Below are 17,170 nucleotides of genomic sequence, written 5' to 3'. Positions count from 1 at the left end.
GCAGAGTGAAGGAAGATTGATGAGTGACAGCATCGAGACGGACGTCGTCGTCGTGGGCGGCGGACCGTGCGGTTCGACCGTGGCGACGCTGGTGGCCAAGCAGGGGCACCGGGTCGTGCAGCTGGAGAAGGAACGGTTCCCCCGCTACCAGATCGGCGAGTCGCTCCTGCCCTCGACCGTGCAGGGCATCTGCCGGTTGCTCGGCGTCTCCGAGGAGCTGGCCGAGGCCGGCTTCCCGATCAAGCGCGGCGGTACCTTCCGCTGGGGCGCGAACCCCGAGCCGTGGACGTTCGCCTTCGGCATCTCGCCCAAGTTCGCCGGAACGGCGTCGACCGCGTTTCAAGTGGAGCGCATGAAGTTCGACCAGATCCTGCTCGACAACGCCAGACGCAACGGCGTGGACGTGCGCGAGGAGCACACCGTCACCGAGGTCCTGGAGGAGGACGGCCGGGTCGTCGGGGTCAGCTGCACCGACGTCGCCGGCCGGCGCAGCGAGATCCGCGCACGGTACGTGGTCGACGCCTCCGGCAACACCAGCCGGATCCACAGCCAGGTCGGCGGCAAGCGGCAGTACTCGGAGTTCTTCCGCAACCTCGCACTGTTCGGCTACTTCACCGGCGGCAAGCGGATGCCCGCACCGACCGAGGGCAACATCCTGGCCGTCGCCTTCAGCTCAGGCTGGTTCTGGTACATCCCCCTCTCCGACGACCTCACCAGCGTCGGCGCGGTGTTGCTGCCGGAGGCGCTGGACCGGGTCAAGGGCGACAAGGAGCGCGCGCTGCGCGAGCTCATCGCCGAGTGCCCGATGATCGCCGACTTCCTGTCCAACGCCGAGCGGGTCACCGACGGCCCGTACGGCGAGATCCGGGTGCGCAAGGACTATTCCTACATCCAGGAACGGTTCTGGCGGCCGGGCATGGTGCTCGCCGGTGACGCGGCGTGTTTCATCGACCCCGTCTTCTCCTCGGGTGTGCATCTGGCCACCTACAGCGCGCTGCTGGCCGCCCGGTCGATCAACACGGCCCTGCGCGAGTCGGCCGACGTGGCCGAGACGGCGCTGTTCGAGGAGTACGAGGCGCGGTACCGGCAGGAGTACTCGCGCTTTCATGACTTCCTCGTCGCCTTCTACGACATGCACTCCGACGAGCAGTCGTACTTCTGGAAGGCCAAAAAGGTCACCGGCAACATGGGCTCGGAGGTGCAGTCCTTCGTGGACCTCGTCGGCGGCGGCTCGTCGGATGAGCGCGCGCTGATCGACGTCGGCACGTACATCGAGCGGCAGAGCCGCGACATCGACGAGCTGGCCTGGTCGGTTGCGCAGGCCGGGGCGAGCATCCAGATGCAGGCGGAGGCCGGCGGCGTCGCCGACGAGCAAGACCCGGTGCGCCCCGGCGGGCTGGTGCCCTCCAGTGACGGCATGCACTGGTCGCGGCCGGCCCCGGCCGCGGCCTGACGGAGGAAACATTCATGCGTCCCGTTGCCGGAACCCGACCGATCTGCCGCCGGCTCAGCTCCGGCGACGCCGCAGCCGTCCTCGTCACCGACTTCCAGGCCCTCAACGGGGACCGCCGGCTGAGCGAGCTGCTGGCCGACGCCGCCGACGGCGAACAGTTCTACCAGGTCGACCCGCGCGGTGCGGTGGCCGGCGACCGGCTTTATGCCGACCTGCCGGCGCTGGCCGACGAGGCCGTCGCGGTGTTCCGCGCCGAGGAGCCCGCCGCGCCTGCCGACCGGCGGGTATTCGTCGTGAGCCACTGCAGCGCTGCTGGGCTGTCGCTGCGGATCGCCGGAAAACTGGCCGGCGACCGCGAGGTGACCGCCATCCTGGTCGAGCCGACCTGGCCCGGCCCGGACGACGTCATCGGGCGCTTCGCGGAGTTCCAGGGCAAGCTCGGCACCGCCCGCCCATGCCCGAGCCTGCATGGCGATCCGTGGTCCTGTGTGTCCGGCATGGAGCGGCTGATGCGCGAGGACCTCACGGCGATGGCGCAGCGGGTCGGCCTCGACACCGTCCCGCCGGCGTTCACCGAGCTGCTGATGGCGTACCGGACGTGGCTGGCCTACCTGCTGGCGTGTGGCAATGACCTACCGGCGAAGCCGCCCTCGGAGGCGGTCGAGATCACCGTGCTGTCCCGTGAGCCCGGCTTCGTCGTCCCCGGCACCGCGCCGGGTCGCAGCCGGGTCGTCGAGCCGCCCCCCGGCGATGAACCCGACGCGGTGACGCCGGATCTGGTGCGGCTTTTGCTGAAGCAGATCCGGGGCCGGTGAACCCGGAGGACGGTACCGCAAGACAGCCGGAAACTCTTGGAGCCTGAAATGGAAGGTGAGCGGCTGATGACCACCGCTACGACCCAGGACGTGCGCGACGTGCTGGCCGCCTACCCTGGACTCGCGGACGTCGTCGTCCGGGAGCACCGGGACGCATCCGCCGGTGAGGTCCTGGTGGCCTACATCGTGCCCGGCGCGCCGGGTCTCAACATGGCCGCACTGCACTCGCACGTCCGGCAGCAGCTGCCGGCCGAGGCGGTGCCCGCGGCCATCATCGTGGTTGACGCCATCCCGGTGGACGGGGCCGGGGCCGCGACGCTGCCGGCCCCGGACCTGCGCGGCGTGGCGCCGTACCGGGCCCCCGTCACGCCCCGCCAGGAGATTCTCTGCACCATCTTCGCCGAGGTGCTCGCGAGGACCCGGTGCGGCGTCGACGACGATTTCTTCACCCTGGGTGGCGAGTCGATCGACGCCATGCTCATCGCGAGCCGGGTCGGCCCGGCGGTCGGCCACGAGATCTCGATGAACGAGCTCTTCGATGCGCCGACCGTCGCGGAGCTCGACCGGCTGCTCGACCAGCTCAGCATCGGAGGCTGACGATGGTGAAGGTCGCCGACCGGATCCAGGGGCGGCAGCAGTCGCCCCTGCGGGCAATGACGATCCGCTGCCAGGAGCTCGGCGCGATCAACCTCGCGCAGGGCCTCAGCCAGGTGCCACCACCCCCCGCCCTGCTCGCCGAGGGCACGCGGGACTTTGAGCACCTCGGCCACTCCTACAGCGCGCCCGAGGGCCTCCCCGGCTTCCGGGAGGCCGTCGCCGACAAGCTCAAGCGGCACAGCGGGCTCAGCGTCGACCCCGCGACGCAGGTGGTGGCCACGGTCGGCGCGACCGGCGCGCTCATGGCGACGCTCACCGCGCTGCTGGACGCGGGCGACGGTGTGCTGCTGTTCGAACCCTTTTACAGCTACCACCTGGCCGCGCTGCGGATGCTGGAGCTGAGCCCAGAACCGGTCCGGTTGACCGGCCCCGGCTTCGAGACCACCGAGGCCGTGCTGCGGGCGGCGATCACCGACAAGACCCGGGCGATGATCCTCTGCACGCCGAACAACCCGACCGGGCGCCGGCTCACCGCCGGGGAGCTCGCGGCCGTCTCCGCCGTCGCAGAGGAGCACGACCTGCTCGTCATCACCGACGAGGTGTACGCGGACATCTACTACGGCGTGGCACCGCACCTGGCCCCGGCAACTGTCGGCGACCTCGGCCGCCGGACGGTGACGATCGCCTCGCTGGGCAAGTCGTTCAGCATCCCCGGATGGCGCGTTGGCTACGCCTGCGGCCCGGAGGAGCTGATGAGCCGGATCCGGCTCGCCGCGGACGCGCTCGTGGTCTGCGCGCCGGTGCCGCTGCAGGAGCTGGGCATCCGGGCGCTGCGGCTGGGCGACGACTACTACCAGGAGCTGCGGCAGATGTACGACCGCAAGCGCCGCATTCTCGCCGACGGTTTCACGGCCGCCGGGCTGACGCCCAATGAGCCCGAGGGTTCGTACTACCTGTACGTCGACTGCTCGCGGATGCCGGTCGCCACCGGGACGGAGGCGGCCGAGCTCTTGCTCGAACGCAGCCTGGTCGGCACCGTCGCCGGCGAGGCGTTCTACCTGGACCAGCCGGACCGGCCGTACGTGCGGGTGTGCTTCTCTCTGCCGGACGAGGTCCTGACCGAGGCGGTCGACCGGATCGGGAAGGCGGGGCTGACCCATGGCTGAGGACGGCAACGGCCGCGCGGTGCTCGTCACCGGCGGCGCCAGCGGCATCGGACGGGCCATCGCGATGCGCTTCGCCGCGGCCGGCGACCGGGTTGCGATCCTCGACAAGGCTCCGGCGAGCGCCGGCGCGCAGGTGCTGGGCAAGCTCGACGGCGCCGGGCACTTCTTCGTCGAGGTCGACCTGGCCGACCCGGAAGCCGTGCTGCGCGCGGTGGACTCGGCCGCCGGGCAGCTCGGCGGCTTGGACGTCCTGATCAACAACGCCGGCGTCTTCCCGCCCCACCACATCGTCGACGCCAGCTACGCCGACTGGCAGCGGCACTGGTGGACCACGCTCGGAGTGAACCTGGTCGGCGCCGCCAACGTGACCTGGTGCGCGGTGCGGCACCTGCGTGAGCGCGGCGGCCGGATCGTCAACGTCTCCTCGCGGGGTGCCTTTCGCGGCGAGCCGGACGCGCCCGCCTACGGGGCCAGCAAGGCCGGCCTGAACTCCTTCAGCCAGTCTCTGGCGATCGCGCTGGCGCCGTACCGGATCTCGGTCTCGGCCGTGGCCCCCGGGTTCGTCGCGACGGACATGACCAAGGAGCACCTCCGGCCGCCGGGCGGCGACGCCATCCGGGCGCAGAGCCCATTCGGCCGGGTCGCCGAGCCGGACGAGATCGCCGCGGCCGTGTTCTTCCTGGCCTCCGCCCAGGCCGAATGGACCAGCGGCGCGATCCTCGACGTCAACGGCGCCTCGTACCTGCGCAGCTGAACAGACCCACACCACACGAAGGGGGCACAGTGTCCACGCGGAAAGCATGGGAAGTGCTGGTCAGGCGCGACAACCTCACCGAGAGCGACATCCGCGTCCCGGTCCTGGGCGAGCTGCGGCCCGGCGAGGTCCGGCTCGCCTTGGAGAAGTTCGGCCTCACCGCCAACAACGTCACCTACGCGAAGTTTGGCGACGGCGTGAACGCGCCCTTCTGGAACGCCTTTCCCGGGCCGCCGGGGTTTGGCCGGGTACCGCTGTGGAGCTTCGTGCGGGTCACGGAGTCGCGCAACTCGGACATCCCGGTCGGTGCCCGGTTCTTCGGCTACGTGCCGATGACGAGCGAGCACATCGTCCACGCGGAGGCGACGCCGCGGGGCTTCCGGGACACTGCACCGCAGCGGGCCTTCTTGCATCCCTGGTACGTGACGTTCCAGCGGGCGGACGATCCGGACGACCTGGACGACTACCGGGCGCTGATGCGGCCCGTGTTCCCCGCGTCGTTCAACCTCGCCGGCCTCGTCGAGCAGCAGATCGCGCTCGGCGCAAAGTCGATGCTCGTCACCAGTGCCTCGTGCAAGACAGCGATAGGCATGGTCGACGAGCTGCGCGAGCGGGGCGCCGGCATCACGGCCGTGGGGGTCACCTCGGCCCGGAACAAGGCCTTCGTCGAGCGCCTCGGCGTCTACGACGAGGTGCTCACCTACGACGCCATCGGATCGGCGCCCGTGACGGCGCCCGCGGTCCTCGTCGACTTCACCGGCGCGGCGCCGATCCTGGGCGCGGTCTACGAGTACTTCGCGCCGTCGCTGCTCAGCGGCGTGCTCATCGGCCTCACCCACCCGGACCCCGCCGACCAGGCGCCGCCCGGGCTGCCGGACCCGCAGCCGGCGTTCTTCTTCACCCCCGCCGTGGAGGACCAGGCCATCGCCGCCGAGGGAGAGGACGCGTACTTCGCCCGCTATCTCGCGGCCGAGACCCGCTTCCTGCGACGCATGGCGTCGTGGCTGACGATCCGGCCCGGGCAGGGCCCCGCGGACCTGGCGGACGCGTTCCTCCGCCAGGTCATCGGCAAGCAGCCACCGAACGAGGGTCGCGTCCTGACCCCGTGACCCGCACCGGCTGCAGGCACGGCCACCGCTCACACAGCGGTGGCCGTCGCCGTTGCGGCGGTACCACGGCGGCGTCCGCCGTGAGCTGGAGCAGTTTCGGATATGCGCGGGCCGGTGCGCCGCTGCTTCACTTGGATGCCTGCCTGGCCGAGGGACGTGTCTCGCCTCGCCGCCAGTGCCGCACGGGCACGTCAATGGGTCTGCGTCGAAAGCGGGTTCGTGATGAAGTTCAATCCAGTGCAGTACGCCAAGTCGCACATTCCCCCGCCGGGGCATCAGCGGACGTACATCGCGGCCTACGCCATCGGCATGATGGCCAACGGTGCCTTCCTGCCGATCTACGTGCTGTACCTCACGCAGATCGTCGGCATCTCGACCTCGAAAACCGCGATGGCCATCGCGATCGCCGGGCTCATCGGCCTGCCGCTGACCCTCGTGGCGGGCGACCTGGCCGACCGGCTCGGCCCCCGCCGGGTCGTGCTGTTCGGCCTCGTGGGGCAGGTCGCCGGCATCGCCAGCTACGTGTTCATCCAGGGCTTCTGGTCGCTGCTGATCATCGTCATGAGCATGAACGTGTTCGCGTACGCGTACATGGCGTCCGAAGGCGCGCTGCTGCGGCGCATCGGTGGCGACGACACCGTCACCTTCCGCAGCCAGGTCCAGGTGCTCGGGAGCATCGCGGTCACCGTCGGGGCGGTCGGCGCCGGCGTCGGCATCGCAATCGGCACGCCTGTGGCCTACCGGGCCATGTTCCTGGCCGTCGCGGGTGTCTACCTGGTGGTCATCGCCATCACCCTGCGCCTGCCGGATTACAAGCCGCTGCCGAAGCCCGAGCCGGCGCCGGCGGCGGATGAGGGGCCGGCCGGCGCGGCGGACGGCGCGGTGCCGGCCCGGCCGCAGCGCTGGATCGTCCTGCGCGACAAGCCGTTCATGTCCTACTCCGTGGTGTCCGGGCTGATGACGGTGTCCGCGTTCGTCGAGCATCAGCTGCTGCCGATCTGGATCGCCGTGTTCACCCCCGCGCCGCGCTGGACCGTCGCCCTCGCCTTCGTGGCCAGCACGGTCATCTCGGTGCTGCTGCAGATGCGCCTGAGTACCGGCGTCAGGACCACCCGCCAGGCCGGCTCGTCCATGCGGCGTGCAGGCATCATGCTGTTGCTGGCCTGCCTGACGCTGGTCGAGATGCCGTATCAGACCCCGGCGGGCGCGACGGTCCTAGTGGTCGCCGGGGTCGGCTTCATCTCGATCGCCCAGATCTACCTGATCTCCGGCCGGTTCGTCTTCGAGTTCAACCTGCCGCCGGCGCACGCCCAGGGGCAGTACGACGGCTTCCTGAACACGGTCATGACGCTGAGCATCACGGGCGCGCCGCTGGTCCTGCTCGGGTTCGTGGCCAACGAGGGCTACATCGGCTGGATCGTCATCGGGGCGGCCTTCCTCGTGCTCGGCCTCACCGGTCCGAGCATCGCGGCCTGGGCGGACCGCACACGCCCGGCGCCGCAGTCGCCGGTCGAGCCGGAGGCGTCCGCGGCGGACGCCGGCGCGGACGCGCTGGTGCCGGACACCGGCGTGGACCCGCTCGCGGCGTCCGCGTCCTTGGTGCAAGGCGGGCAACCTGCGGTCGTCGCGGGCGGCGCGATGGCGGCGCCGAACGGTGGCCAGCAGCCCGTCATGGCGAGCGCCGCGGCCGGCGCGCTCGCGCACAGCGGCGGGTCGACCGGCGCGGACGCGCTGGTGCCGGACACCGGCGTGGACCCGCTGGCGGCGTCCGCGTCCCTGGTGCAAGGCGGGCAACCTGCGGTCGTCGCGGACGGCGCGGTGGCGGCGCCGAACGGTGGCCAGCAGCCCGTCATGGCGAGCGCCGCGGCCGGCGCGCTCGCGCACAGCGGCGGGTCGAACGGCGGCCCGAACGGCAGCCCGAACGGTTCGCCCAACGGCGGGAGGAGCGCAGTCGTGGCGGATGGCGAAATGGACACGCACATGGAGGACAACGGCAATAAGGCGCTCGCCACAAACGGCGGCGCGAACACCCTCGCGGCCGGCGCCGGGGCCTACGCGCTCATGGCCAACGGCGGGATGAACACCATCGTGGCGAACGACGGGGCAATCATCGTGCTTAACGCCGGCGCGACCATCGTGCTCAACGCCGGCGCAACTATCGTGGCGAATCCGCCGGAATGGACGGCAGTCGATGACCACTGAGCAGCGGACCGAGCCGGCCGGCGACGCGGTCGCCCGGCGTGCGCTGTCGCTCAACGAACAGGTCTGGGTCGCCCTGGACCCAGGCGACGAGTTCAGCGTGTTCGGCCCGCGCAAGATCGTGGCGGCCGGCTGGCGCCTGCACGGGCCGCTGGACATCGCGAGCCTGCAGCTGGCGTTGGACGACGTCATCGCCCGGCATGAGGTACTGCGCACCATCATCGTCAGGAACCACGCATACCCGCACGCGCGCATCTACCCGCCGGGTCCCGCGGCCCTGGCGGTCACCGATCTTTCGCCGGCCGCCGAGGCCGACCGCGAGCGGCGGGCGCACGAGTTCCTCAACGAGGTCGACGACGGCAGCCGGTGCGATCCAGGGCAGCTGCCGCTGCTGCGGGCCATGCTCGGGCGGTTCGACGAACACGAAGCCGTGCTCGTACTCATCACTCACCACGCGGTCAGCGACGGCTGGTCCATGCACCTGCTCATGCGAGACATCGCCGTCTGCTACGCCCGGCGCCGGGGGCTGCCCGCGCCCGAGCTGCCGGCCGTGCGCCAGTACGAGGAGTACGCGATCTGGCAGCGCCAGGCGTGCCAGACCGCCGCCGCCACCGTCTCGCGGGAGTACTGGCGTCAGAAGCTGGCCGGCGGGCGCTTCCTCACCATCCCCACCGACCGGGTCCGGCAGCTGGACGCCCCGCCGGCCTATTCGGTGTACCGGTTCCTGTTCGACGAGGAGGTCGTCCGCGCCACTACGGAGCTGGCCAAGTCGATGAACAGCTCGCCGTTCATGGTGCTCTACGCCGCGTTCAACCTGTTCCTGCACCGCCGGACCGGTGCGACCGACATCGTCGCGCCGATCTTCACGTCCGGCCGCACGGAACCGGAGTTCCAGCAGACGGTCGGGCCGTTCTTCAACCTGCTGCCGATCCGGACCGATCTGTCGGGCTGCGTGACCTTCGCAGACCTGGTACGCCGGACCCGGACCACGCTGCTGGAGGCGTACTCGCACGAGCTACCGTTCAGCGAGATCGCGGCGGAGGCCGACCCGGCGCTGATGCAGGAGTCGCTCGAGGACGTCAACGGTGCCGCCACCGGCTTCGAGATCTTCCAGTACCCGCGTGACCTGGAGGCCGAGGTCATCGGTGACATGCGCTTCACCGGACTGCGCCGGCGTCTGATCTCCTCGTCGGACACTTCCGAGATCCTCGACGGCAACCTGTGGGACTTCGACCTCGACCCGGCCGGCGACATGGTCGGCGCCGTGAAGTTCAACCGCCTGCACTTCGACGAGGCCAGTATCGTCGCGATGGTCGACGAGTACCGCGAGCTGCTGCGCGCCTCGCTGCGATCTCCCGACGCCCCGCTGTTGCGCTGAGCAACCGCGCGCGGCACCGCCCCCGACGCTGGACCGGCCTCGGGGGCGGTTTCGCGTGGCCCGACCGGCCGCGGACCGTACCAGGGCACCCAAACGCGAGGGCCGCATCGACCAGGTCGATGCGGCCCTCGCGCGGGGACGGGCGGCGGTGACTCAGTCCGCCCTGAGCTCGGCCGGCGTCCGCGGCGGGTCGGCGAGGGCCGCGGCGTTGTGCCGGTCCAGCGCCGCCTGGGCCTGCTCGGTGGCGGCCCGCAGCCGGGTCGTCGGGTCGGCGCCGTTGAGAATGACGTCTTCGATCGCCTTGGTGAGCGCCAGGTTGATATTGCTGAAGTTGCCGAGCGCCGCGCCGGCGGCCGCGGGCGTGTCGGCGGCGCTCGCGACCTGCTCAGCGGCGGCGCGGAAGCCAGGGAACGGCTCGGCCCAGGTGCCGGCCATCGCGTGCCGGTACGCCGTCTCGGTGATCGGCAGCGAGGTCATCGGGTTCGGGTCGTCGTCCAGGCGAGCGATCGCGTGCTGGGGGTTGAGCTGGTGCTGCAGGTAGGCCAGCGCACCGTCTCGCCGCCGCTCGGGCAGGCCGGCGGCGAGGAAGAAGGAGCCGCCGCCCAGGACGCCGCCGGGAGAGGACCGCGCGTCCTGCCGGGGGAGCCCACCGGCGACGAGCTCGAAGCCGGCACCGCGGGCCATGTCGGGAAGGATCTTCGCGACGGCCGTGGTGGTGACCGCGAACGCCACCTCCTGCCGGAGGAACGCCTGCATCGCGGTGACGTAGTGCATCTCCTCGGTGGGCAGGTAGAAGCCGCTGTCGTGCAGCTGCTTCCACCACCGCACGTAGTTGAGCAGCTCGGGGGAGTCGAGCCGGACCCGGGTCGACCGGCCGGTGCGGCCGTTGCCGTTGTCGCTGAGCAGCCCGCCCTGCCCGGCGAGCTCCATGTGGATGAGCCAGCTGTAGTTCGGCCAGGTGATGGCATGACCGGGCCCGTCCGGGAGCTTGGCGACGGCCGCGCAGGCATCCGTAAGTTCCTGCCAGGTCTGCGGCATCCGCGTGACGCCGGCGGCGTCGAGCATGGCCTTGTTGGCGCACAGGATGTTGCTCGACACGAAGGTCGGCATGGAGACCAGCTCGCCGCCGACGCTGTAGTGCCGGCGCACGGCGGGCAGCAGGTCGTCGGCCACGACCGGCTCACCGAGGATCTTCGCCCGGCCCGCGATGGCCCGCTCGACCGGCACGAAGTAGGGCTCGCCGTCGGCGGCCCGGGTGTCCAGCGCCGTCTGCGTCGACAGCGAGTAGTACTCCGCGATGTCCGGCGGGTTGCCCGCCGCTACAGCGTTGGCGACCTCCTCTGGCAGCAGGTGCGCCTCGACCTTGCGGGTGCGGACCTGATACTGCGGGTAGGCCCGGTTGAACGACTCGGCGGCCTGGGCCAGCGGATCGCCGTGGCCCTGCAGGACGTCGCCGGGGCTGACCGCGAGCCACACCTCGATGGTGACCGGCTCGTCGGTCGCGTTCGGGTCTGCCATGAAATCCTCCGCGGGTGCTGTGACGGGTGTCGGGTCGGTGTTACGCGCGCTTCCACGGCTGGCCGGGGTCGTCGGCCATCGCGAGCAGCCGGTCGATGAAGTCCGTGCCCCATCGTTCGATCGTGCTCGCATCGACCGCGTCGGGCTCGTACTCGATGGCGCACCGCAGCTCGCCCGGCGGCACGACGCGGAAGTTCCACTTGAACGCTCCGCGCAGGAACGTGCCGGGCAGCTCCTCGGGCGGATGCACCTGCTCGAAGCCGACGGCGAACTTTGTCTCGTCCCCGGCGACCGGCACGCTGATGTAGTTGAAGCCGGGCACCAGGGCCCGCGGGTCGCCGACGGCCTTCAGCAGGCTCGGGAACATCTCGAGGATCATCCCGATCGGCAGCTGGTGCTGCAGGGCCTCCGCGCTCGCCTTGCGGGCCAGACGCATGAGGTCCAGATAGGTCGTGCAGTCCGCGAACCGCAGGCGGACCGGAACTAGGTCGGCGAACAGCCCGATGGTGTCGTAGAACGCCCGGGCCGGCCGGCCACTGCTCACCGTCAGCAGGGTGATGTCGGTACGGCCCGACGCCTCCTCCGTGAACGCCATGACGGCGGCCAGGAAGACGTGCCAGGCGCTGCAGCGGTGCTTGGCCGCGCTCGCGGTGACGCGCGCGAAGCGCTCGGGGGCGAGTGAGAAGTTGCTGACCGCGCACTGCGGTGCCTGCGTGTCCGGCCCGTGCAGCCGGTCCGCGGGCACGGTGCACAGCTCGGCGCCGGCCAGGTTGTCCAGCCAGAAGCGGCGGGCGACGGCGGCTTTCTTGCTCTGCAGGAACTCCTGCTGCCAGGTCGCGAACTCCCGGTACGGGGCCGGGGCGGGCAGCGTGTGCGGAATGCCGGTCGCCCGGGCCCGGTAGCACACCGCGAGCTCGCGCTGGAGGATGCCGGCCGACCAGCCGTCGATGTAGAGGTGGTGCACGAGCAGGGTGAGCACCGCGTCGTGGTCGTCGAAACGGTGGAGGGTGGCCACCACCGACGGGGTGAGGGTGTAGGACACCCCCTCGGTGGTCAGGATGTTGGCCAGGTCGACGGCGACGTCGTCGCGGGACTGGCCGGGCTTCACCATGGCGTCCACCACGGTGAGCGGGACCGGCAGCGGCGGCAGGACCTCCTGGTACCCGAGGCTTCCGTCCTCCTCGTCGTAATGGATCCGCGTGCGCAGCGCCTCGTGCCGCGCCACCACGTCCTCCAGCGCGCCCTTGAGACAGTCGACGCGCAACGGACCCTGGACGCGCAGCGTCAGCGCGAGGACGTCCTCCGGGGCGCGCGCCGCGCCGGTAGGGTCCTGTTGCCGGAACGCCAACGGATACGGGCCGTCGGTGCGGGCGAGGTGTTTCGGCTGGCTCACGATGTTGCTCCATCTTCTCGTTGAAGGGCGCTGCGGCGGCACCCCGGTCCGGTGCACCTAGCGCGCGGGAATCTGCAGCGAGGCGAGGTCGGGGGCCTGCCAGCCGTTGAGGTCGTACTCGGCCAGGCAGCGCTCGACGAGCTCGCGGTAGCCGTCGAGCTTGCCGTCGCCCATCTGGCCGCGCAGCAGCTCGATCCGGGTGTTCTCGTGGTTGCCGGAGTAGTTGCGCTCGTAGAGCTCGTGCCGCCCGCCGAACTCGGTACCGACCGCGTCCCAGAGCAGCTTCATCACCTTCACCCGCTCGACCGCGTCCACGCCGTGCGAGCCGCGCAGGTAGGTGTCCAGGTACGGCCTGACCTCGTCGTTGTGGAAGTCCGCGGCGCTGGATGGCAGGTAGATCAGCCCGCTGGCGACGTCCTGGAGCACGATCTCCCGGACCCGGGCGTAGCCGACCTGGGAGAACCAGCGGTACGCCATGCAGTAGTCCGGGTTCGGCAGCACCGCGCCGTCGCGCCACGGCACTGGGTTGCCCGCCGCCGCGTCGGACAGCCCCCAGAACAGGTTCCGCCAGGCGAGGACCTCGCCGAGCCGGGTCTGTACGCCGTGGAAGTCGCCGGCGCCGGTGATGTCCAGGGCCTTGGCCAGCAGCCCGGCCATGAACTCGAGCTTCACCGCGAGCCGCGTGCAGCCGTGGAACATGGCCCGTTCGACGAAGCCCGAGTGCCCGCCGAACATGCCGACCTTGTCGACGTCGCCGTAGATGAAGACGTTCTCCCACGGAATCAGGACCTTGTCGAGAACCAGGATGGAGTCGTTCTCGTCCATGCGCGACGACAGCGGATAGTCGAACGGGCTGCCGGTCCGCTCTGCCGCGGCGGCGTACGACTGGCGGCAGATCAGCTTCAGCCCCGCCGCGTCCATCGGCACCGTCGCCACGATCGCGAACTTGCGATCCTTGATCGGCAGGCCGGTGTGGGCGATGAAGTTGTAGTGCGTCAGCGCCGAGTTGGTGGCGACCACCTTCGCGCCGCTCACGATCACGCCGCTGTCGGTCTCCCGCTCGACGTGCACGAAGACGTCGCCGACCTGGTCCGGGGGCCGGTGCCGATCCACGGGTGGGTGCACGATCGCGTGGTTCCAGTACAGGACCTTCTCCTGCGACTCCCGGTACCACCGCCGCGCGTTGTCGGCGAACGGGTTGTAGAAGGCGGCGTTGGCGCCGAGCGTGCCCAGCAGCGATGCCTTGTAGTCGGGGCTGCGCCCCATCCAGCCGTAGGTCAGCCGGGACCACGCCGCGATAGCCCGCTGGTCGGCGACCAGGTCGGCGGCGGTGTGCGGGGTGGTGAAGAAGCGGTGCGTGTACCCGCCCGGACCGCCGGCGTCGGTGGCGGTGGTCAGCACGTCGTGATGCTCCGGGTCGTGCAGCGCGTCGTAGAGGCGTGCGATCATCCGCGCGGGATTGCGAAACGCCGGATGCGTGGTGACGTCGGCGACCCGTTCGCCATGTAGGTAGATCTCCCGGTCGTCGCGGATACTCTCGAGGTACTCGGCGCCGGTCAGCGGCCGGGTCTGCCCGCTCATCGGGTGGCCACCGGCTCCTGCTTCGGGCCGCGCCGGGCGTCGATGTACGCTGCCAGCTGAGCCACGGTCGGGGAATCGAATAGCGTGTTCATCGAGACCCCCACGCCGACGGCCGCCCCGATTCGGCTGCACAGCCGCATCGCCTGCAACGATTGGCCACCTAGCTCGAAGAAGCTGTCGTCGATGCCGACCTCGGGTACCTCCAACAGCATGCTGAACAGCTCACACAACGTGTGCTCCAGCTGGGTCTGCGGCGCGCGTGAGGCGAGCACCTGCTCGAAGTCCGGCTCCGGCATTGCCGCGCGGTCCAGCTTGCCGTTCGCGGTCAGCGGAAGCGCGTCGAGCCGGACGAATACTGATGGCGTCATGTATCCGGGCAGCTTGGTCTTGGCGTGCGCGCGCAGCGCGGCCAGGTCGAGCCCGCTGGCCTCCGGCACCACGTAGCCGACCAGCTGCTTGTTGCCGTCCTCGCGCTCGTGCGCCAGGACGACGAGCTGGGCCAGGCCCGGGTAGCCGGCCAGCGCCGCCTCCACCTCGGCCAGGTCGACGAGAAAGCCGAGGATCTTCACCTGGCTGTCCTCCCGGCCGGCGAACTCGATCACGCCCCCGGCGGTGCGGCGGGCCATGTCACCCGTGCGGTACATGCGAGACCCGGCCGGCCCGTGCGGGTCGGCCACGAACCGCGAGGCGGTCAGGGCCGGCTGGCCGAGGTAACCGCGGGCGACGCCTTCGCCGGCGAGGTAGATCTCGCCGACGTCACCGGCCGGCGCGGACGCGAGCCGCTCGTCGAGAATGTGGATCGTGATGCCGGTCAGCGCGTTGCCGATCGGCACGACCTTGCCGACCTGCGCGCCGCCGGTCAGCACGTGGTGCGTGGAGAACACCGAACCCTCCGTCGCGCCGTACATCGCGCGGATCACCAGGCCGGGGCAGGCCTCGAGCACCTGACGCACCGCCGTCGGCGCGATCACGTCACCGCCGGTGAGGACCTCGCGCAGGCCGCTCAACGTCTGCGGGGCCTCCTCGGCGAGGACCCGGAACAGTCCGGCCGTCAGGTGCAGGCCGGTGATGCGGTACCGGGTGATCAGCTCGCGCAGCGACGCGGGCTCGATCCGCCCGGGCGGCGCGATGACGACCTGGCCGCCGTGCAGCAGCGGCATCCAGATCTCGTACGAGGACACGTCGAAGGCGTACGGCGCGACCAGCAGCACCCGCTCGTGCCGCTCGAACACCCACTGCGGGTCGTCCAGCAGCCGCACCAGCTCCTGCTGGGTCACCATGACCCCCTTGGGCTGACCGGTGGATCCAGATGTGTGGATGACGTACGCCAGCTGACCCGGGTGGATGCGCACGCCCGGGTCGGTGGCCGGCTCCGCGACGACCTCCGGGTCGGTCACCGAGACGACCGGCACGCCCGCAGGCACACCGCCCGCGCGGGTCGCGTCGTCGACCAGCAGCACCACCGGCCCCGCGTTGTCCACGATCCACTGTCGCCGGTCGGCCGGGTCGGCCTCGTGGAGCGGCAGGTACGACCCTCCGGCCTTGAGGATCGCCAGGAGCGTCACCACCAGATCGGCGGACCGCTCCATCAGTAACCCGACCCGGTCCTCCGGGCCGACCCCGCGCCCGATGAGGTGATGGGCCAGCTGGTTGGCCCGCTGATCGAGCTCCTGATACGTCAGGTCAACCCCGCTCGCGGCATCGGACACCGCCGTGGCCTGCGGCGTCCGCGCGACCTGCTCGGCAAACCGGGCGGGAATCGAACATGCTGTCATGCCATTCTCCATCTGGCTCGGCACTTCCCGAACGTGCGTCGCACTCCTCATGCAATCGGGCGCGCATGCTCTGCAACATGCTGCTCGCGACCCAGGTCGGGCTCACCTTCGTCGTTGCTCGGCCCGGCCCGGCTCGCTCTCGCAACGTCGGAGATGAGGCCCGGCGCGTGTTGCCGCGAGCATGGTTGCCGATCGGGTGCTGCGGCTCCCGGTGACGATTGCTGACTTCGACTGGGAGGACGCCGGTGGTGACTGAGGTTGCGACGCGGGAGCAGTTGGTACGCCGTGCGGTCGAGGCGGGTCCCGTGCTGCGCCGTCATGCGGTGTGGCAGGAGCGGCATCGGCGGTTGCACGACGAGACGGTGGAGGCGCTGGCGGCGGCGGGGGTGTTTCGGCTGCGGGTGCCAAAGCGGTACGGCGGCTTCGAGGCGGACACCCGGACGCTGGTCGAGGTGGCGACGCAGCTGGGGCGGGCGGACGGGTCGTCGTCGTGGGTGGCGTCGGTGTCGTGGATTCCCGGCTGGATGGCGTGCCTGTTCCCGGACGAGGTGCAGGACGAGGTGTTCGCGACATCGGATGTGCGGGTGTGCGGGACGCTGAGCCCGACGGCGTTCGCGAAGCCGGCAAAGGGCGGCGCGGTGCTAAACGGCAAGTGGGGCTTCATCAGCGGTGCCCTGCACAGTCATTGGCAGGTCACCATCTCTGTGCTGGTCCCGGACGACGGTGACCCGTATCCGGTGATGGCGCTGGTGCCGATGTCGGATTTGCACATCGTGGACGACTGGGCGACCGGTGGCCTGTGCGGCTCGGGCAGTGTGAGTACGGTGGCGAAGGACCTGTTCGTCCCTGACGCCCGCATCCTGCCGTTGCCGGCGATCCTGCAGGGCCGGTCAGCGTCGAAGCGCAACGCTGAGGCCGAGATCTACCGGGCGCCGCTGCTGCCGGTCGCGGCGGCGTCGTCGGTCGGTACCGCGCTCGGCATCGCCAGTGGCGCCCGCGACGTGTTCCTCAAGCGCCTCCCCGGCCGGAAGATCACCTACACCGGGTACGACAGCCAGCGTGACGCGCCGCTGACCCACCTGCAGGTCGCCCAGGCGACGCTGAAGGTCGACCAGGCGCAGTTCCACGCGCATCGGCTCGCCGAGCTTGTCGACGCCAAGGGCATCGAGGGCTCGGAGTGGAAGCTCGATGAGCGGGTGCGGGCCCGCGCGGACATGGGCGCGGTGTGCGGGCTGGCGCGCGAGGCGGTCGACATCCTCGCCGGCGCCAGCGGCGGGTCGTCGGTGTACCTCGACGTACCGATGCAGCGCTTCGCCCGCGACATCCAGGCGATCAACCTGCACGCGCTGATGCACCCGAACACGAACCTCGAACTGTACGGCCGCGCCCTGTGCGGGCTCGAACCCAACACCCTGTACATCTAGCCGGAAGC

General features: G+C 70.7%; 13 protein-coding genes. 9 read left to right on the top strand and 4 right to left on the bottom strand.

What is annotated here, in order from left to right; all coding sequences use genetic code 11:
* Nucleotides 1-19 precede the first annotated feature (19 nt).
* The 8 genes from AC5L3Z_RS04305 to AC5L3Z_RS04270 all read left to right on the top strand — a co-directional run bounded on the left by AC5L3Z_RS04305 (nt 20) and on the right by AC5L3Z_RS04270 (nt 9,471).
* Complete coding sequence (locus tag AC5L3Z_RS04305; RefSeq protein WP_494839671.1) at nt 20-1,453, top strand: tryptophan 7-halogenase; 1,434 nt, start codon at nt 20-22, stop codon at nt 1,451-1,453.
* Nucleotides 1,454-1,467: 14 nt separating this feature from the next.
* On the top strand, nt 1,468-2,268 hold the full coding sequence (locus tag AC5L3Z_RS04300) for a hypothetical protein (RefSeq protein ID WP_494839670.1): 801 nt from the start codon (nt 1,468-1,470) through the stop codon (nt 2,266-2,268).
* A 66-nt stretch (nt 2,269-2,334) separates the two neighbouring features.
* The gene (locus AC5L3Z_RS04295) at nt 2,335-2,865 is read left to right on the top strand and encodes a phosphopantetheine-binding protein (protein ID WP_494839668.1); all 531 of its coding nucleotides are present in this window, start codon (nt 2,335-2,337) and stop codon (nt 2,863-2,865) included.
* A gap of 2 nt (nt 2,866-2,867) precedes the next feature.
* Complete coding sequence (locus AC5L3Z_RS04290; protein WP_494839666.1) at nt 2,868-4,031, top strand: pyridoxal phosphate-dependent aminotransferase; 1,164 nt, start codon at nt 2,868-2,870, stop codon at nt 4,029-4,031.
* On the top strand, nt 4,024-4,785 hold the full coding sequence (locus tag AC5L3Z_RS04285; protein ID WP_494839664.1) for an SDR family NAD(P)-dependent oxidoreductase: 762 nt from the start codon (nt 4,024-4,026) through the stop codon (nt 4,783-4,785). The genes AC5L3Z_RS04290 and AC5L3Z_RS04285 overlap by 8 nt, the downstream gene beginning before the upstream one ends.
* A gap of 53 nt (nt 4,786-4,838) precedes the next feature.
* Nucleotides 4,839-5,894, top strand: coding sequence for a DUF2855 family protein (locus AC5L3Z_RS04280; protein ID WP_494839662.1), 1,056 nt, complete (start codon nt 4,839-4,841; stop codon nt 5,892-5,894).
* Nucleotides 5,895-6,116: 222 nt separating this feature from the next.
* Complete coding sequence (locus AC5L3Z_RS04275; protein ID WP_494840601.1) at nt 6,117-8,096, top strand: MFS transporter; 1,980 nt, start codon at nt 6,117-6,119, stop codon at nt 8,094-8,096.
* Nucleotides 8,086-9,471 (top strand): condensation domain-containing protein, encoded by a 1,386-nt coding sequence (locus tag AC5L3Z_RS04270; RefSeq protein WP_494839660.1) that lies wholly within the window; start codon nt 8,086-8,088, stop codon nt 9,469-9,471. The genes AC5L3Z_RS04275 and AC5L3Z_RS04270 overlap by 11 nt, the downstream gene beginning before the upstream one ends.
* 153 nt (nt 9,472-9,624) lie before the next feature.
* On the opposite strand, the gene AC5L3Z_RS04265 is transcribed toward AC5L3Z_RS04270, so the two are convergent.
* The 4 genes from AC5L3Z_RS04265 to AC5L3Z_RS04250 are packed head-to-tail and all read right to left on the bottom strand — an operon-like array spanning nt 9,625 to nt 15,738.
* Nucleotides 9,625-10,989 carry an ABC transporter substrate-binding protein gene (locus AC5L3Z_RS04265; protein ID WP_494839658.1) on the bottom strand — a complete coding sequence of 455 codons (1,365 nt, stop codon included), beginning with the start codon at nt 10,987-10,989 and terminating at the stop codon, nt 9,625-9,627.
* A 40-nt stretch (nt 10,990-11,029) separates the two neighbouring features.
* Nucleotides 11,030-12,382, bottom strand: a complete 1,353-nt coding sequence (locus tag AC5L3Z_RS04260) for a condensation domain-containing protein (RefSeq protein WP_494839657.1) — start codon at nt 12,380-12,382, stop codon at nt 11,030-11,032.
* Nucleotides 12,383-12,439: 57 nt separating this feature from the next.
* A complete protein-coding gene (locus AC5L3Z_RS04255) occupies nt 12,440-13,963 on the bottom strand; it encodes a 4-hydroxyphenylacetate 3-hydroxylase family protein (protein WP_494839655.1) in 1,524 nt (507 codons plus the stop codon).
* Complete coding sequence (locus AC5L3Z_RS04250) at nt 13,960-15,738, bottom strand: non-ribosomal peptide synthetase (protein WP_494839653.1); 1,779 nt, start codon at nt 15,736-15,738, stop codon at nt 13,960-13,962. The genes AC5L3Z_RS04255 and AC5L3Z_RS04250 overlap by 4 nt, the downstream gene beginning before the upstream one ends.
* 245 nt (nt 15,739-15,983) lie before the next feature.
* Between AC5L3Z_RS04250 and AC5L3Z_RS04245 the strand changes: the two genes are divergently transcribed.
* Nucleotides 15,984-17,162, top strand: a complete 1,179-nt coding sequence (locus AC5L3Z_RS04245) for an acyl-CoA dehydrogenase family protein (RefSeq protein ID WP_494839651.1) — start codon at nt 15,984-15,986, stop codon at nt 17,160-17,162.
* Nucleotides 17,163-17,170 lie beyond the last annotated feature (8 nt).

This window comes from Micromonospora sp. LZ37 (genome assembly GCF_059359015.1).
Note: the sequence above shows the minus strand (reverse complement) of the source record. Positions and strands in the feature narration are given on the sequence as shown.